Source organism: Daejeonella lutea (assembly GCF_900168015.1).
GTDB classification, from domain to species: domain Bacteria; phylum Bacteroidota; class Bacteroidia; order Sphingobacteriales; family Sphingobacteriaceae; genus Daejeonella; species Daejeonella lutea.
This window is the reverse complement of the sequence record NZ_FUYR01000007.1, coordinates 23376-41336: the sequence shown is the minus strand read 5'-3', so window position 1 is coordinate 41336 and position 17961 is coordinate 23376. Positions and strand designations below refer to the sequence as shown.

The window sequence follows — 17961 nt, the reverse complement described above, 5'->3', positions numbered from 1 at the left end:
AATGAGACAAATAATTCAATCCTTTAAAACCGGCGAAACACTTCTCGAAGAGATTCCGGCTCCACAAGTTAAAAAAGGTTCAATTCTTATTCAGACTAGCAGATCTTTGGTGTCTCTCGGTACTGAGAAAATGTTGGTCGAATTTGGAAAATCGAACTTGATTTCTAAAGCTCGCCAGCAACCGGATAAAGTAAAGCAGGTTTTAGATAAGATAAAAACCGAGGGGTTATTGCCAACACTCGAAGCTGTTTTCAATAAGCTAGAACAACCACTTCCTCTGGGATACTGTAATGTAGGAAAAGTAATTGCGGTAGGTGAAGGGGTTCATGGTTTTAGTATCGGGGATCGTGTTGCTTCTAATGGGAACCACGCCGAATTTGTTTGTATACCACAAAATCTCGTTTGCCATATTCCCGACAATGTGTCGGACTCAGAAGCTACGTTTACGGTTATAGGATCAATAGGATTACAGGGAATACGCTTGTTGAATCCCAGCTTAGGTGAGACAGTTGTAGTGGTTGGGATGGGATTAATAGGACAACTGAGTGCGCAGCTTTTAATCGCTGCAGGCTGTAATGTCATTGGGGTCGATATCGATGAGGGGAAGTTGGAAATAGCAAAACAGTGGGGGATTGTTCCATTTAACCCGGCGAATGGCGACGTTGTTTCATTCGTTGAATCATATACAAATACTGTAGGCAGCGATGGAGTGCTAATAACCGCTTCATCAAAATCTAATGAAATTATATCCCAGGCGGCCCGGATGAGCCGAAAAAAGGGAAGGATCGTATTAATTGGGGTGGTTGGTTTGAATCTGAGCCGGGCTGAGTTCTATGAAAAGGAGTTAAGTTTCCAGGTGTCCTGTTCTTATGGCCCTGGACGCTATGATGATGTTTACGAACAACGAGGTATAGACTATCCGTTGCCATTCGTGCGTTGGACAGAAAAACGAAATTTTGAAGCTTTTCTCCAAACGATTTCAGCCGGAAAAATCTCGGTAAAGGAACTCATAACCGAGAGTTACGAATTACACGAATTTAATAGCATCTATGGTAATATTGGCGCATCAAAATCCATTGCTTCAATTTTAAAATATCCTGAAACCGAGGAATTCTCCCCCAGTAACAGCATTGTATTAAACAATTTGTCATTTGCCGGCTCAAAAGGCGTTATTGGTATAATAGGAGCTGGGAATTTTACCAAAATGACCATGCTCCCGGCGTTGAGTAATTCCGGGGCAAAGTTCAAATATATTGCCAGTGCTGGTGGTCTGAGTGGTACAACACTTGCGAAAAAGCACGGGTTTTCAGTTTCCACAACTAATTATCTTGAAATTATTCATGACCCCGAAGTTGATCTCGTTTTTATTACCACCAGGCATGACAAACATTCTGCTCTAGCTGCGGAAGTTCTGATTGCGGGCAAACATGTATTCGTGGAAAAGCCTTTAGCACTGAATAGAGAACAGCTAAATGAGTTTCTGACAGCTTCGAAAGATTATAAGGGAACGCTTACTGTAGGATTTAACAGGCGTTTTTCCCCACATTCTATAAAAGTTAGGTCTATCCTTGGCGATGAGCCTATGAATATAATAGCTACCATGAACGCTGGCTCAATTCCTTCGACTGTATGGATACATGACATGAGTATCGGGGGAGGCCGTATTATTGGAGAGGCTTGCCATTTTATTGATCTTATATCTTTTTTCACTGGAAGCAGAGTTAAATCAGTGTGCATGAATGCGTTAGGAAGGCATCCGGAAGAGAATACAGATAATGCTTCCATTTTGCTGAAATATGAAAATGGATCAACAGGGGTGATAAACTATTTTTCTAATGGATCGAAGTCTTACTCGAAAGAACGGATTGAAATATATTCTCAAGAACGAACCGCGATAATTGATAATTTCCGTATCACCGAAGGTTATGGCTTCAAAGGCTTTTCGAAACTGCGCACTAAACTGGACAAGGGACACAAAAACCAATTTAGGGAGTTAATACACAGGGTAAAAACTGGAGGTCCGCCCCTGATAGCATTCGAAGATATAGTAAATACAACTAAGGCATCATTTGCGGCTGTGGAAAGCCTTAAGCAAGGGAAATGGATAGAAATTTAAATTAATATGCTAATAGATATTATAGCGGGTGCCCGACCAAATTTCATGAAGGTTGCCCCAATTGTTGAGAATATTAAACTAGCCCGGGCCGACAATAGAAATATTGATTTCCGACTGATTCACACAGGTCAACACTACGATAAAAACATGAGTGATAGTTTTTTCGAGCAGTTAGGAATTCCTCAGCCAGACATCAACCTGGAGGGTGGTGGCGGCACCGGTACTGAACAAACTGCTGCGATTATGCTTGGCTATGAAAATCTTTTAGGGAAAAAAAAGCCGGATATTTGTTTAGTAGTTGGTGATGTAACATCTACAATGGCATGTGCGATAGTAGCTCAAAAATCATTTGTGAAAGTTGCTCATGTAGAAGCAGGTATCCGGTCGGGTGATTGGTCAATGCCGGAAGAGATCAATCGCTTAGTAACTGATAGTATTACGAATTATTTTTTCACCACATCTGAAACAGCAAATTTTAACTTAACGGCCTCGGGGGTTTCCAATGAGCGAATATTTTTTGTTGGAAATACAATGATCGATACGCTGCTGAAAAACCAAAGCCGTTTTATGAAACCATTAATCTGGGATAAAGCTGAGCTAAGAGAAAAAGAATTTTTTGTTCTAACGCTCCATCGACCAGGAAATGTCGATGGAGAAGAGAAATTGAAGGCATTACTGGACCAGATAATTGGCAATAGCAGAGGACTGCCGGTGATATTCCCTGTACATCCCAGAACTGCAAAAATCTTAAAGGCTATCGGGCCAAAATCTGACAATCTTTATTACGTTGAGCCTTTGAGTTATCTGGAATTTAATTATTTGGTGCAACGGGCATTTGCGGTTGTAACAGATTCCGGAGGTATTACGGAAGAGACGACTGTTATGGGTGTCCCTTGTATTACGTTAAGAAATAGCACAGAAAGACCGGAAACGGTAACTATCGGGACTAATGAACTAATAGGCACCGACCCAATAGCTATAAAACCCAATTTTGAAAAACTTTTTTCAGGAAGTTGGAAAAAGGGCCAAATCCCTGAACTTTGGGATGGAATGACTGGTAAGCGGATAGTGGACATTTTACTAACATTAGGAGTTGAATAAAATTTTGCAGGCTGCGCAGCTGTTGAAAAATATGGGGCTGCGATACATAATATTTAGGGTCTTTTACGGTGCGCAACGTAATATGGGTGTGCTCAAAAGAAATTTTCCGCAAAATTGCGAGAAGAAAGTTTTTATTAGCCTTGAGAATTGGAAACTAACTACGCCAATTTTCTTTCCAACCCTAAAATCCATGACAAGGAACTTATATGACTTTCAGCCCGATCACTCAGAGGCAGAGCGAATTATTGCGGGCGAGATTTTCATGTTCAACAGTTTTCATGTCAACTTAGGCAATAATTATGATTGGATCACCAATCCCGGTAACCAGTATAAATATGACAAAAATCTTCATTGGTCAGATGTTGAGGATTTCGGAAGTGAATCTGGCGATATAAAGTATGTTTGGGAGAAATCCAGATTTTCCTGGATCTACGAAATAATCCGAAGTGACAAAGGCCTTGGAACTGATCGCTCAGAATTTATTTTTTCCGAAATTATGTCATGGATTGAACAGAATCCCATCAATTCTGGACCAAATTATAAGTGCAGCCAGGAAATCTCCATTCGCGTATTAAATTGGGTTTTCTGTCTTAATTTCTATAGGCACAGTAAGTCGCTCACAGAAGAGCGTTTTCAGAAAATTATGAATGTCATATATTGGCAGATGAGACATGTTCATGCCAATATTATGTTTTCCAGGATTGCAGTTCGAAATAATCATGCAATTACTGAAACCTTGATGCTATATCTATCCGGAGTATTTTTTCCATTTTTTCCGGAAGCCCAAAAATGGAAAAGGGAGGGAATGAAGTGGTTTGAACAGGAAATCGAATACCAAATTTATCCTGATGGTACATTTCTGCAGTTCAGTATGAATTATCATCGAGTGGTTATCCAGCTTTTAACATGGGCTTTTGTTATTGCCGAAAAAACTGGGGATTCATTCCAGGAAGTAGTTTACGAAAGAGCATATAAATCGTTAAAGTTTCTATTCGATTGTCAAGACTTGAAATCTGGAAATCTTCCGAATTATGGTGCAAATGACGGAGCATTGTTCTTTAAGCTTAACAGTGGCGATTACAGGGATTATCGCCCTCAGCTGAATGCTTTGCACTTCATACTTACAGGTGCAAGTTTGTATGGACAAGGACCATTTGAAGAAGATCTTTTCTGGTACCAGACAAGGAATATTAAGACCTTTCCAGCGTTGGCTCATAAATATGGATGGCGTTGCTATCCTGATGGGGGGTATTATATTTTAAGGGAGCAGGAAACTCTAACATTTATAAGGTGCGGCAACCACAAAGACAGACCTTCTCAAGCTGATAATCTTCATCTTGACCTGTTTCATAAGGGAGTAAACATTATGAGGGATTCTGGCACTTATCAATACAATGCCCAACCTGAGGATGTTAAGTATTTTTTTGGAAGTGCGGGTCATAATACAGTTATGCTTGACGAGTACGATCAGATGAAAAAAGGACGGCGCTTCATTTGGTACTATTGGAGTCAGGCTGGGCAGGTGATTGTCGAGGAGGACGATTTAACCTATTCTTTTTCAGGTTCAATATCAGCGTTCCGATTTTTAAGACCAGGGATCCGGCACTTTCGAACAGTTGTAAAGCAAAAAAGCAAACCGGAATGGATAGTACACGACCGGGTAAAAAATAAACCTGACAGCGTGATGATGAGGCAAATGTGGCATCCTGCCGATGCCAGCTTGATAAAAATAACAAGTCTTACAGATATTAAAGTAGAAAGACGAAGCTCGGCGGGCTGGTATAGCAGTAAATACGGAAATAAAGAAGCAACCGAGGATATTACACTGGAAGTTTCATGTTCGGAAATTTCAACTATGTTAACTGCAACATGAGAATACTGTTATTGCATCAGTACTTTTTGGAAGAGAATGATGGAGGGGGGTCCAGGTGGAATGAAATGGCGAGGATGTGGTCCGAAAAAGGGCATGAAGTTACGGTAGTAGCCGGCATGATGCATGCAAACAGCCTGACAAAAAAATCTGAATATAAAGGTAAATATTTCGTAAAAAAATCGTTAGGGCCCGTCACAGTGTGGCGATCACATGTTTCTGAATCATATAATTCAGGTTTCTTGGGCAGGCTTTGGGGTTACTTTTCTTTTGTATTCTCTTCTATCTGGGCATTGTTTTTTAAAGTGGAAGGCAAGTTTGATTGTATTTTAGTAACGTCGCCTCCCTTGTTTATCTCGATATCAGCTATGCTTTACTCTGCTATAAAAAAAGTACCGATGATCTTCGAAGTCCGGGATCTATGGCCAGAGTCGGCGATTGATACGGGTGTAGTATCCAATAGAACGATTATCAAAGCAGCTTACTCGCTTGAACGATTAAGCTATGAAAGGGCAACGCTGATAAACGTTCTTACTCCGGCATTCAAAGATAGCCTTATAAATAAGAAGAATGTAAGTCCCAAAAAAATCGTTTTTATCCCTAATGCCGCTGATTTTAGCTTATCTGAAGAATTGTTAGCCGACTTTGATATTCACAATTTTAGGCGGAATCTGGGGTTTGAAGAAAAATTTGTAATAACATATGTTGGTGCACATGGAATAGCGAATAAACTTGAGCAAATTCTCGATACAGCGAAACTTTTAAAGGATCTGCCAGTCGTCTTTCAACTGATTGGGGATGGAATGGAAAAATCAAAACTGATGGAGGTAGCGCGAAATGAAAATATCCAAAATGTCGTTTTCCGTGACCCAGTCTCAAAAAAAGATGTTTTTAAATATATTCTGGCTTCTGATATGGGAACCTCAGTCCTGAAAAAAGCGGATACATTCAAAACAGTATATTCAAACAAAACTTTCGACTATTTTTCCTGTAAGAAGCCTATATTAATGGCCATAGATGGCGTGTCAAGGGATCTCGTAAATGATGCCGAAGCAGGTACATTTATTGAGCCGGAAAACCCTCAGGACTTTGCTAAAAATGTTGTTTTATACATAAATGATCCCGCCCGGTTAAGGAGAGAAGGGGACAACGGCTATCTTTTTGCGAAGAAGAACTTTGACCGGCGTGTTCTTAGTGAAAGATATTTGACTGCAATTCAAAATTCTATCAAGGGTGTATAGACGATATTTTAAGAGGGGCGTCGATTTACTGGTATCCATCACTGTAATAATAGTATTGCTTCCGATTTTTGTTTTAGTTACTGGAGTACTGGCAATAGCTTTAAGAGGCAATCCATTTTTTATTCAACCCAGGCCTGGGCTTAATTCCAAGGTTTTCCGTATAATTAAATTCAGGACAATGCGCAATACTTTTGATAATCACGGGAAATTATTGCCGGATGATGAACGATTATTCAAACTGGGCAAATTAATTAGGCGCTGTTCCCTAGACGAAATCCCGCAATTGATCAATGTTGTTATTGGAGACATGAGCCTGATAGGACCGAGGCCCCTTTTAGTAGAGTATTTGCACCTGTACAGTGCAGATCAAAATCGAAGACATCTGGTAAGGCCGGGGATTACAGGATGGGCGCAGGTAAACGGCAGAAATGCTATTACCTGGACAGAGAAATTTGATTGTGACATTTGGTACGTGGATCATATTTCTTTAGGTTTGGACTTTAAGATTGTATTGTTAACAATGATGAAAGTCTTTAAAGGAGCTGACGTTAACCAATCCGGGCATGTCACCACAGAAAAATTCGGAGGAAACGCGTAGATGTTTTATCTAATCGGAGCCGGCGGTCACGCTAAAGTCATTCTGGAAATCCTGGAAGACCAGATGGAATTAATAGGTGGACTAGTTGACACAAATAACACAATTACACAATTATTAGACTATCCTGTCACAAAAGGCCTTGAGGACATATATAGAATCGAAGAGGATAAGGTTATTGTCAGTATTGGTGCAAATCATATTCGTAAAATCATAACGGATCGATCAAAAAACAAGTACCGTTATGGTCGTTTGGTTCACTCAAAGGCAATTGTGTCAAGCAGATCATCGATCGGGGTTGGGACAGTCATTATGCCTGGCGTGGTTATAAACACTGGCGTTTCGATTGGGGAACATTGTATTATAAATACCAGTACCTCGATCGATCATGACTGCTATGTAGGAGACTTTGCCCATCTTTCCCCGAATTCGACTCTTGCTGGTAATGTGCAGGTGGGTGAAGGAGCCCATATTGGTATTGGGGCATCCATCATTCCTGGCATAAAAATAGGGAAATGGGCTACAATCGGTGCAGGCGCTGTAATAATTAGAGATGTTCCCGACTTCGCAGTTGTTATTGGGGTTCCCGGGAAAGTGATAAGGTATAATAATACTTATGGTGAATAATAAAATTTGGCTCTCCTCGCCGCATATGGGAGGGGAAGAAATTGAGTATATCAAAGAAGCATTCGATAGTAACTGGGTTGCTCCGTTAGGACCTAATGTGACAGGATTTGAGCAGGATCTTGAAGCTTATCTCCATAATAAACGGTATGTAGCGGCTTTAAGTTCTGGGACTGCAGCGATACATCTAGGATTGATACTTTTGGGTGTGGTCGCGGGAGACGAAGTTATATGTCAAAGCATGACTTTTTCTGCGTCGGCAAATCCCATTGCATATCTGGGCGCCACTCCGGTATTCGTAGACTCTGAGCCTGACACATGGAATATGTCTCCAGAATTCCTTGAGGAGGCTATAATTGCCAGACTCGAATATGGCAAGAAGCCAAAAGCCATAATTCCTGTACACTTATATGGAATGCCTGCAAAAATGCAACAAATTTTAGCAGTCGCAAATAAATATGAGATTCCGGTTCTAGAGGATGCAGCAGAAGCATTGGGATCGAGTATTAACGGCGAATTTTGCGGCACATTTGGAGATATTGCTTGTTTATCTTTTAATGGTAATAAAATAATTACTACTTCTGGTGGCGGAGCATTGGTCGCAAAGGCCAATGAAATGGCTGAAAAAGCTGTGTTCCTGGCCACTCAAGCCAGAGATCAAGCCCCACATTACGAGCATACACACATTGGCTACAATTATCGGATGAGTAATATTTGTGCTGGAATAGGACGGGGCCAAATGAAAGTGCTTGATAAGCATATTGAACTGAGAAGATCTAATCTTGAGTATTATAGACAGGCACTATCGCATATTAAGGAAATATCATTTCTCGACGAGCCTGAAGGATATAAAAGCAATCGTTGGTTATCTTGTGCTGTGATTGACCCTTCAAGCGGTATATCGCAAGAAACGATACGTTTTGAGCTGAACGCAAGGAATATCGAATCGAGGCCTTTATGGAAACCTATGCATCTCCAACCAATTTTTCGGAACGCTCCTTATTATGGAGAAAACACTTGTGAAGAGCTGTTTAATAAGGGAATCTGTTTACCTTCAGGATCAAACCTTGCTAATGATGATCTGAGTAAAATTACCAGGGTAATCACTGAAATTTACAGGTAGTTCAGTCGAGGGGTGATAGAACGGAACGATGTTATTTTTATTGCGATAATAATCTTATCAGGTTGTAACAAATAAAATAGTAATTAGCTATATTTGTGATTAAACCAAGAAGTCGCTTTGTTTAATCTCATTAACATTGTACCCCGCTGGATCATTTTTTGTCTTGATCTGCTTGTCTGCATATTTTCCCTTTGCTTCGCTTATTTTTTAAAGTATAATTTTAATTCTTCTGAAATAGAAATAAATGAATTAAGCCGGAATATCCTTGTATTTACGGTCCTGAACAGTTTTGTTTTCCTAAGTATAAAAACTTATGCAGGTATAATTCGTTACACAAGCGCCCAGGATTCTTTCCGTATCCTATTCTCAATTATAATAAGCAATGGGTTGTTTTTCTTTGTTAACCTGTTCCTTATAAGTTTTAATAAGGAGCCGTATATTTCAAATGTTATCTTGATTATCAACGGATTAACGGGATTTTTGCTGTTAATAACGTATCGTGTAATGGTGAAATATTTCTTTATGTATATAAAGAATTTTCGCATGGACAAGCGGAAAGTAATTATCTATGGTGCCGGGGAGGCTGGCATCGCTGCTAAGCGTACCTTGGATCATGATAACAAAGTAAATATGCTGCTTGCCGCATTTATGGATGACGACGAACGGAAAGCAGGGAAAGCTATTGACGGTATCAAGATCTTTCATACGCGTGACTTTGTCAGTTTACTTAAGCAAGAAAAAATAGACAATCTGATTATCGCAACACAAAACCTTTTGCCTGATCAGAAAAATCGTATTGTTGACATATGTCTCGAAAATGGTGTCAAAGTTTTAACACTTCCTCCGGTTAGGTACTGGATTAACGGTCAGCCAACTGCGAAGCAGCTGCAGAATATTAAAATCGAAGATCTCTTAGAACGGGAACCGATTGAAATTCACAATGATATTATCGCTGAGCAAGTTAAAGGCAAACGTGTATTGGTTACAGGTGCCGCCGGGTCAATTGGATCAGAAATTGTACGTCAGGTATCCCAATTCTCACCGCAAATGATCATTTTAAATGATCAATCTGAAACACCGTTACATGAACTACAGTTGGAACTGCAGGAAAATGTACTTGATAATAATTTTCACTCATTTATTGGAGATGTTCGTGATCAGTGCCGGATGGAACTTCTCTTCCAGACATTTAAACCTCATTACGTTTACCATGCCGCTGCATACAAGCATGTACCTTTGATGGAGCATAACCCTGGCGAGGCGGTGCGAACCAATGTGATGGGAACCAAGGTTGTAGCTGACTTGGCTGTTAAGTACGGTGTTCATAAATTTGTAATGATCTCAACCGACAAGGCGGTTAATCCCACTAATGTTATGGGAGCATCCAAGAGGATAGCAGAGATTTATGTTCAATCCCTATTTAATTCATTTAAATACAAGGAGCCTACCACCTATACGAATGGGTTAAGTCACTTAAATGTTGATCCTTCAAAGGCAAAAACCCGATTTATTACAACACGTTTCGGTAATGTGTTGGGGTCAAGTGGTTCTGTTATTCCACGATTTCAGGCCCAGATCCAGAAGGGCGGTCCGATCACAGTAACTCATCCGGATATCACAAGGTATTTTATGACTATACCCGAGGCGTGCCGTCTTGTATTGGAGGCAGGGTCTATGGGAGAGGGAGGTGAAATTTTCATATTTGATATGGGAAAATCGGTAAAGATCATTGAGCTTGCTAAGAAAATGATTCGTCTTTCAGGCCTGCTGCCCAATCAGGATATTGCAATAGAATATTCGGGTTTGCGACCTGGCGAGAAACTTTATGAAGAACTCCTCAATGATCTTGAAAATACAATCCCAACGCACCATGAAAAGATCATGGTCGCAAAAGTGAGGGAGTACAATTTCCAGAGTATTTCCAAGCATATTAAAGAACTGATCCAATTGAGCTGTGAGTATAAGGACCGGCAGGTGGTTATAAAAATGAAAGAAATTGTACCCGAATTTAAGAGTAACAACTCCATCTATGAGGAGTTAGACATTCATGCTGAAGAACCTCTAAAATCGTTGTCTGATCTTTAGGGCACTAACCACTGATATGTATAAAACAAGTAGTGCAGATGTCAGCAAAATATTTACATTAAGTCAGGTATTAAGACGGTTGCTGTTCTTTATTACACTAAGTTTTGTGATTTTCAAAACCTGCGCGCAAAATCTGAGTGCGAACCCATCTTCTTTCAGTGAATATTACCGTAGAAGTCAGTTAGTAGGAATTGTGGATTCCACAATTTCTTTTGCGCTGAGGCCATTATCACTTTCGGCCATTAGCGATACCGGCACGATTTTACGAAGACAAAGGCATTTTATATACGGCTCTACGGGCAGCAGTAATAATTTTCAAATTTTACCAGTCTTTTGGCAGCAACAATATCATGGCAATCCCACAATTAATCGAAATGACGGTTTAGTTATCCCGGCTAAGGGTTACCAGACATTTATTAGTGCGGGAGCTTTCGCCAAGTTCGGTCCGCTTCGTGTTCATCTCAGACCAGAATTCATTTTTGCAGAAAATAAGCGCCACGAAGTTAAGTCTTATCATACAGGCGGCATTGACTTACCGTCCCGTTTTGGGAGTGGTGCATACTCTCAAGCAACTTGGGGCCAAAGTAGCATCGGCTTGGAGTTTGATCCAGTGTCGGTTAGTTTTTCTAATGAAAACCTATGGTGGGGGCCGGGAATCCAAAACTCTTTATTGATGTCTAGTTCCGCTGCAGGGTTTAAACATTTGACTTTAAATACCAATCGACCAGTTCAAACGCCGGCGGGATACTTTGAGGCGCAAGTTGTAGCTGGCAGACTTGAGGGATCCGACTTCAGCACAGATCTATCAGACGATTGGCGGTACTTCTCGGGCTTTGTCTTTTCCTACCAGCCTAAATGGATACCGGGGCTATTTCTGGGTTTAACGCGGAGCTTCCAAATTTATCATAAGGATATGGATGGCAGCTTTGGTGATATCTTCCCGTTTCTTCAAGCCTTTCAAAAGATTAATACGACTGAGGACATAAAGCGCAGGGATCAGCTAATTTCGATGTCAGGTCGTTTTTTAATGCCTGTTGCAAAATCTGAGGTTTATTTTGAATACGGTCTCAATGATCATTCGTATAACACCCGCGACTTCGTAATGTCTCCTGAGCATTCGCGATCTTACATTTTGGGTATTCAAAAATTGGTTCCCTACAGAGGACGAGCGGATGAATTTATTCAATTTTCAGCAGAGATTACCCAGATGGAACAATCTGTAGACCGTACGATTCGCGAAGCAGGAGAATGGTACACCCACAGCGAAGTCTTACATGGTTATACTCATCGAGGTGAGGTACTAGGAGCGGGAATAGGCCCCGGGGGTAATCTCCAGTCTCTGCAAATCGGCTGGGTAAATGAGATTAAAAAGTTGGGACTACAATTGGAACGCTTTGAGCACAACGGGGATCTGGCAACAGCTTACGGATTTAGCCCCTGGATAGATATTAGTATGGCCACCGTAGCTGATTGGACATTCGATAATTTTAAGCTAAGCGGCAAACTGCAGGGGATACAGTCGATTAACTACCAGTGGAAAGATGGGATTAATGGACGACCAAAGGCCAATGTATTTAATGTTAATGCCCAGTTGGGGATCATGTATAGTTTTTCAGCCGGGGCTAACAAAAGGAAATGAAGATAAAATCATTGCAATTTATTTTCTGCTACGCTGTTCTGATATACGGAACGTTAACTCTTAATGCCTGTAAGGGCATTCCCCGAGAAACAGAGGTCTTCAGCAGCGACTTTGAACGCGGGGTTCCAGTCAATGTGATTAACGGAAAGGTTGAGCAATACAACGGCGGCGGAGTATTGGGAAGGTACTCAGAGGGCGGATTTAATGTCGAAGTTCGCGGTATGAAAGATCATGATATGATCAAAATTACGTTCGACCTGTATATCCACGATACATGGGATGGGAATGCTGCTGGACCGGATGGAAAAGACATCTGGATCATGAATATTGACGGTGGCAGTAATGTATATGCCTCGTTCGCAAATGGGACTTGCAACAATTGCACGCAGTCTTACCCGGAATTACAGCCTCCTTTTTTTAACGGTACTTTTAATTTTGCACTTAACCGGCCTAACAGCAATGCTATTAAAACTGATCTGCCCGGGGCATGTAAACTCAAAGATGTTAAAGGCGGTACCTCCATGTACCGGATCCAGCGTACCTTTCATCATACGTCCAGTTCCCTTGATCTGGGATGTTTTGCTGGATTGGAAGACCCGGACAAAGCAAATAAAAGTTGCAATGAAAGCTGGTCGGTAGATAACATGCGTATAACAGCTATTGATACCCGCGAATGAACAGGAGACTTCTTTATATCTGTATAGTTTTCTTTTTTAGCAATTTTCGGGGCTTTTCTCAATCCTTGCCTGTAGGTATGCATATTCTTGAAGATGTTTACCGGAGAGAGCAATTAATAGGCAGGGTGGATTCCACCATATCTTTTACGGTCCGGCCACTATTTACAGGCCTTGAGCAAGGGCAACGAGGTCTTGCCCTGGATACTATCGATGAACGTGGATTTACGAAACTCGCAAGTACTGTCAGCCTTGGATCTAGAAATGGCTACCTGCAGTTAATGCCTGTGAGCTGGCTGCAGCAATATAATTCCAAGGTGCCTTATGGCTGGAATGATGGCTCGATGATTCCTGCTGCAGGATATCAGAACCAGCTAAGTTTAGGCGTATATGGAAAATACGGCCCCCTCAGCATTCAGCTAAAGCCTGAGCTTGTATCAGCCCAAAATAAAGAGTTCGAAGGCCTTCCTACGGATTACCACAACGTGATATGGGCTCATTATTACGACAGATATTTTAATGTCACTGACATCCCGGAGCGATTTGGTGATAAGGCCTACTCGAAAGCATTCTGGGGACAAAGCAGCATCCGCCTGAACTTTGATCCTGTTTCAATTGGGGTGTCTGCAGAAAATTTATTTTGGGGACCAGGAATGCGGAGTTCATTACTTATGAGCAATAATGCGCCGGGCTTTAAACACATCACCCTAAACACTACGCGGCCGGTCAACACACCGATTGGTTCCTTTGAAGGACAGATGGTGATCGGCATGCTGGATAATTCGGGATTTACTCCGCCAGAAATTAACCGCATCTATTTAGGACGGACCTTATATGTCCCTAAGCCAGAGGATCAGCGATATCTTACAGGTTTTGTTCTCACTTATAATCCAAAAGTGGTACCAGGCTTATTTATAGGGGCAAGCCGTACTTCCCAGGTCTATGAAAATGGTTTCGGTAATAAAGCAGGGGATTTTATACCGCTGCTGCAACCCTTCGAAAGGAAAAATGGGAGTGAGACGCGGGAGTACATGTCTTCTATGTTCTTCCGCTGGGTGTGGAAAGAAGCAAACGCAGAAATATATGGTGAATATGGGCATAATTCACCGACAAGCTTCCAGGAGTTATTATATCGTCCGGACAATAATGCAGCATGGCTTATCGGCCTGCGCAAACTGGTCCCGCTTGCCCGCCGACCCGGCGAATACCTGCAGGCTGGCATCGAACTTACAGAAATACAGCAGACAGATATACCCGCATTGGGTGGCTGGTACACAAGTAACAAAATCCGCCAGGGACACACTAATCAGGGACAGGTGCTGGGTGCTGGTATCGGGCCGGGTAGTAACCTGCAGTCCCTGAATATTGGCTGGGTAAAAGATATTAAGCGCTTTGGGTTCCAGGTTGAACGTTATCTGCATAATAATGATCTGTACTACCCGATCTTTACAGAGACACTGGACCCGGGCAAACACTGGGTGGATATGAGTTATTCGCTATACGCGGATTGGAATTATAAGAATTTACTTGTCAGCTTTAACGGGAGCATGGTAAGAACACTGAATTATAATTATGTGTTGTATACACCGGTTACCGGGGGGTATTATGTGCCGGGAATGGATTTTCTGAATTATCAGGTGAAGGTGGGAGTGACGTATCGTTTTTGATTGAACGGGGCACTGCAAAGCGGACTTTAAACCCAACGAGGGCAAAGTTTTGATCCTCGCTAGCTCGGATTTTTCCCGGCAGGCGGGCACGCGCAGTGGACGGAGAGAGTTCCGCGCTTCGCTTAGAATGAAGGAGATAGCATTTTACCCTGCCTTCCGGCAGGCAGGCACTGAGGACACAGAGGACACACGGAGAGCACCAAGTTTTAGAGGAGTTCCTCACGTTGTTCGGAATGACGGGCAGAGTTTTTTAAATGGAAAAAGGGGATCAAATGAAGCGCAGCTTCATTTGATCCCCTTTCTAATAATACACAGCTTCCGTCATTCCGAACAAGGCTGTCCGCAGGCAGGCGTAGTGAGGAAACTTTCAGTCGATATTGAGAGGGTCCTTCGACTTACGCGAACGCCTAGTAGAGCGAAAGAATAACACCGAGGACACGGAGATTGCACGGAGAGCACCGAGATTTTGGCGAGGTTCCTCAAGTTGTTCGGAATGACGGGCAGAGTTTTTTAAATGGAGAGAGGGGATCAAATGAAGCGCAGCTTCATTTGATCCCCTCTCTAATAATACACAGCTCCCGTCATTCCGAACAAGGCTGTCCGCAGGCAGGCGTAGTGAGGAACCTCTGTCCTCACGTTTAGTAAATTGCTCTGCAACAAGCGATTTATTCAATAAGCTTAAATTGCGGCGTTGCCAGGCGAATTGAGGAACCTTTCAGGCAATATTTCCGCCACCCCTCTGCGTCCTCCGCGAAAAACTCTGCGCTCTCTGCGGTTAAAAAATCTGTGACGCAGTCACCCGCGTAGCGCTAATTCTCTTTATTTAATTCTGTCCTCCCCACATAAGCGTAATACCCCCCCGCCGTAACCAAAATTACAACCTCGCAAACAATTGTCGCAACCGCTGCCCCCAAAGCCCCATAAACCGGAATAAGCATCAGGTTGATCACGACGTTCACCGCAATCATAAGCAGGTTCAGGTAAACCAGGAACTTAACCTTGTCCTGTGCAACCAGGCTATTGCTGATAGAGCCGTAGATAAATACTATTGCTAGGTACCATACCAAAACCTTAAAGACCGGTATCGATTCATCATATTTATTTCCAAAGAAGGTACTGAAAATAATATCCGAGCCGAAGAACAGCGTAGTGCTGAGAAGAATGCCAATCCCGCCGAGGTAATAAAGCGCCAGATACTGGATCTTTTTAAAATTCTCCGTGTTTTTCGAGTGTTTTGCCAGGCTAGGGAAGATGGCAGTCATGAATGCGGTGGAAATGAACATGAAAGGGTAAATGAAACGGGTGGCTCCGGAATAATACCCTACTTCCACGCTGCCGCTCATTTTTTCGAGCATGACAATGTCTATCTTATTGTAGATGATATTCGCAGCCATTAGAGTAGTGAATAAAAGTCCCTGCTTCATAAACGCGAGACTGTTCGACAGGTCAACTTTGTTTCTAAAAAAATAAATGAACTCTTTTTTCCATTTAATATAAAAATGAAGGAGCAATAGCACCAGGCAATTAAGAAAACCAAGGAAGATAAAATAGATGACCGGTTGTTTGAATAGGATGCCCAGGCCCATAAAGATTAGCTTCAAGGTGCTCAGGGCAACGTCCTTGTAAAATATAAGGTCCTTGCGGCCAGATGCTACCAGGATGGCCAGCATTGGGGCAAAATAAGCAGATAACACCACGCTGAGCCCATAAATGACCAGGAAAATAAAATCTTCCGTTGAGTTGAGCGGAAAGGAAACCACGATGATCAGCAGGAGCATGATGATGCTGATCAGGATCTGTGAGGACTGGGCTCTATTGTAGATATTCTGTATTTCCGCCGGGTTCTGGCTTGTCTCCTTGACGATCGACTGAGAAAAACCTCCATCTGCAAAAAAGGCAAAGATTGAGATAAATTCGACGATGTAAATATATTTACCGTATTCTGCTACAGGCAAATAGTTCATTAACCATACAAGTCCGGCAAATCCCATTACCTGGACGACTATACTCCCGCTTAAATAAACCGCTGAATCTTTTAGTAACTGCTTTTGCATTAATTCTCGAGCTGTGTGAGGATTCGTTTAACGATTTCCGGCCAGCATAGCTTATTTTTTGAAAAACTGCGTATCTGCTGGTAGCGTTCTGCATTCAGAAATCCAGGTACCAGTGTTCTGTTAATAGCCGCTGCAAACTCGAATCGGTTTCCGCCCGCTACGCTTCCTGTTCTTCCACGATCAGTGACAAAAGATGAGCTCGAAAGGGGCGTTGTTATGATATAATTGCCGAAATGCAGCGCTTCTGAAAATGCTATCGGGAAACCTTCATAGCGTGAGCTCAGGCAAAATATCTTTGCGCGGTTATACCATTCAAACAGTTCTGTCCTGTCCGTAATGTTGCCGGTGAAAATGATCTTCTCCTTCAAGACGGGATTATCCTCAAAAAACGATTTTATATAGGGATCAAAAGTCCTTTCCACAGGTCCGATAATATAGACCTTCCAATCCCTCAGATCTGCAATTCGCAGCGATTCGAGAAACAATTCTGTATTTTTTTGTTCTGTCCCGATCCTTCCCACGGTCAGTATAATGTTCTCTTTTTGCTCAAAGGTTTTTAGGGTGACATTGCGATCGATATAGTCATCATCAATGCCGTTAGGGATGCAGATCAGTTTATCTTTTAATTCAGGATACACGTTTACCAGGTATTCCGCGGCTTCATCTGTTTCTACAGAAAACAGGTCGGTCAGCTTGAAATGAACGCGCGCCAATCTTTTTAAGAGAAGGTTTTTTAAGCGGTAATGCGAAAAGAAAAAGCTGTTGTAATTCTTGAAGAACAAGATGTCCATATCCAGTTTGACGTAAGTTTTTCCTTTTGGATTAAGCTTTTTATAAAGAAACAGGTACAGAACGTTCTCTCTTTTAAAATGGAAAAGATTTAAGATGTCGATCCGTTTAGATGAGGAGAGAAGAAATTTAAGGATAGCCTTGTGATGAGAGAAATATCGCCCAGCGTTTTTTATAAATGTTAGCTTTAATCCTTTTACTTCATCTTCTAAGTAAGGATAGTCGGGATTGTTCTTATAAGTGATCAGTTCAGCATCATATTCGTCATTTTTACCAATAAAAAAGGGAATTTGGCCTACATCTTTTACAAGGTGGAAATTTTCAGCTTCCGGAAAGATGGTAACAAATGATTTTCTAGACGTCATTGAGATCCCGGCAAGCTT

At 41.8% G+C, this 17961-nt stretch carries 13 protein-coding genes; 11 read left to right on the top strand and 2 right to left on the bottom strand.

The window, feature by feature from the left end; all coding sequences use genetic code 11:
* Position 1: 1 nt before the first annotated feature.
* From B5X60_RS17610 to B5X60_RS17560, 11 genes are all read left to right on the top strand, one after another.
* Positions 2-2116, top strand: coding sequence for a bi-domain-containing oxidoreductase (locus tag B5X60_RS17610; protein WP_079704057.1), 2115 nt, complete (start codon positions 2-4; stop codon positions 2114-2116).
* Positions 2117-2122: 6 nt separating this feature from the next.
* Entirely contained in the window at positions 2123-3217 is a 1095-nt protein-coding gene (gene wecB / locus B5X60_RS17605) for a non-hydrolyzing UDP-N-acetylglucosamine 2-epimerase (RefSeq protein WP_079704056.1), read from the top strand.
* A 190-nt stretch (positions 3218-3407) separates the two neighbouring features.
* Complete coding sequence (locus B5X60_RS17600) at positions 3408-5090, top strand: alginate lyase family protein (RefSeq protein WP_221406280.1); 1683 nt, start codon at positions 3408-3410, stop codon at positions 5088-5090.
* Complete coding sequence (locus tag B5X60_RS17595) at positions 5087-6328, top strand: glycosyltransferase family 4 protein (protein ID WP_079704103.1); 1242 nt, start codon at positions 5087-5089, stop codon at positions 6326-6328. The genes B5X60_RS17600 and B5X60_RS17595 overlap by 4 nt, the downstream gene beginning before the upstream one ends.
* Positions 6321-6926: a sugar transferase gene (locus B5X60_RS17590; protein ID WP_079704055.1), complete on the top strand. Its 606-nt coding sequence runs from the start codon at positions 6321-6323 to the stop codon at positions 6924-6926. Before B5X60_RS17595 ends, B5X60_RS17590 begins: the two co-directional genes overlap by 8 nt.
* A complete protein-coding gene (locus tag B5X60_RS17585) occupies positions 6927-7550 on the top strand; it encodes an acetyltransferase (protein WP_079704054.1) in 624 nt (207 codons plus the stop codon). It abuts the gene before it with no gap.
* Positions 7540-8670: a DegT/DnrJ/EryC1/StrS family aminotransferase gene (locus tag B5X60_RS17580; protein ID WP_317043763.1), complete on the top strand. Its 1131-nt coding sequence runs from the start codon at positions 7540-7542 to the stop codon at positions 8668-8670. The genes B5X60_RS17585 and B5X60_RS17580 overlap by 11 nt, the downstream gene beginning before the upstream one ends.
* Before the next feature lie 117 nt (positions 8671-8787).
* A complete protein-coding gene (locus B5X60_RS17575; protein ID WP_079704053.1) occupies positions 8788-10755 on the top strand; it encodes a polysaccharide biosynthesis protein in 1968 nt (655 codons plus the stop codon).
* Between the two features lie 16 nt (positions 10756-10771).
* Positions 10772-12394, top strand: a complete 1623-nt coding sequence (locus B5X60_RS17570; protein ID WP_079704052.1) for a capsule assembly Wzi family protein — start codon at positions 10772-10774, stop codon at positions 12392-12394.
* The gene (locus tag B5X60_RS17565) at positions 12391-13071 is read left to right on the top strand and encodes a hypothetical protein (protein WP_079704051.1); all 681 of its coding nucleotides are present in this window, start codon (positions 12391-12393) and stop codon (positions 13069-13071) included. Before B5X60_RS17570 ends, B5X60_RS17565 begins: the two co-directional genes overlap by 4 nt.
* Positions 13068-14735 (top strand): capsule assembly Wzi family protein, encoded by a 1668-nt coding sequence (locus B5X60_RS17560; RefSeq protein WP_079704050.1) that lies wholly within the window; start codon positions 13068-13070, stop codon positions 14733-14735. Before B5X60_RS17565 ends, B5X60_RS17560 begins: the two co-directional genes overlap by 4 nt.
* Before the next feature lie 809 nt (positions 14736-15544).
* On the opposite strand, the gene B5X60_RS17550 is transcribed toward B5X60_RS17560, so the two are convergent.
* Positions 15545-16789 carry a flippase gene (locus tag B5X60_RS17550; RefSeq protein WP_079704048.1) on the bottom strand — a complete coding sequence of 415 codons (1245 nt, stop codon included), beginning with the start codon at positions 16787-16789 and terminating at the stop codon, positions 15545-15547.
* Positions 16789-17943 carry a glycosyltransferase family 4 protein gene (locus B5X60_RS17545; RefSeq protein ID WP_079704047.1) on the bottom strand — a complete coding sequence of 385 codons (1155 nt, stop codon included), beginning with the start codon at positions 17941-17943 and terminating at the stop codon, positions 16789-16791. The genes B5X60_RS17550 and B5X60_RS17545 overlap by 1 nt, the downstream gene beginning before the upstream one ends.
* Positions 17944-17961 lie beyond the last annotated feature (18 nt).

What these genes read in the sequence shown, in the direction of transcription:
- B5X60_RS17610 (WP_079704057.1), top strand. Translation starts at nt 2, where the DNA reads ATGAGACAAATAATTCAATCCTTTAAAACCGGCGAAACACTTCTCGAA.
- wecB (WP_079704056.1), top strand. Translation starts at nt 2,123, where the DNA reads ATGCTAATAGATATTATAGCGGGTGCCCGACCAAATTTCATGAAGGTT.
- B5X60_RS17600 (WP_221406280.1), top strand. Translation starts at nt 3,408, where the DNA reads ATGACAAGGAACTTATATGACTTTCAGCCCGATCACTCAGAGGCAGAG.
- B5X60_RS17595 (WP_079704103.1), top strand. Translation starts at nt 5,087, where the DNA reads ATGAGAATACTGTTATTGCATCAGTACTTTTTGGAAGAGAATGATGGA.
- B5X60_RS17585 (WP_079704054.1), top strand. Translation starts at nt 6,927, where the DNA reads ATGTTTTATCTAATCGGAGCCGGCGGTCACGCTAAAGTCATTCTGGAA.
- B5X60_RS17580 (WP_317043763.1), top strand. Translation starts at nt 7,540, where the DNA reads ATGGTGAATAATAAAATTTGGCTCTCCTCGCCGCATATGGGAGGGGAA.
- B5X60_RS17570 (WP_079704052.1), top strand. Translation starts at nt 10,772, where the DNA reads ATGTATAAAACAAGTAGTGCAGATGTCAGCAAAATATTTACATTAAGT.
- B5X60_RS17565 (WP_079704051.1), top strand. Translation starts at nt 12,391, where the DNA reads ATGAAGATAAAATCATTGCAATTTATTTTCTGCTACGCTGTTCTGATA.
- B5X60_RS17560 (WP_079704050.1), top strand. Translation starts at nt 13,068, where the DNA reads ATGAACAGGAGACTTCTTTATATCTGTATAGTTTTCTTTTTTAGCAAT.
- B5X60_RS17550 (WP_079704048.1), bottom strand. Translation starts at nt 16,789, where the DNA reads ATGCAAAAGCAGTTACTAAAAGATTCAGCGGTTTATTTAAGCGGGAGT.
- B5X60_RS17545 (WP_079704047.1), bottom strand. Translation starts at nt 17,943, where the DNA reads ATGACGTCTAGAAAATCATTTGTTACCATCTTTCCGGAAGCTGAAAAT.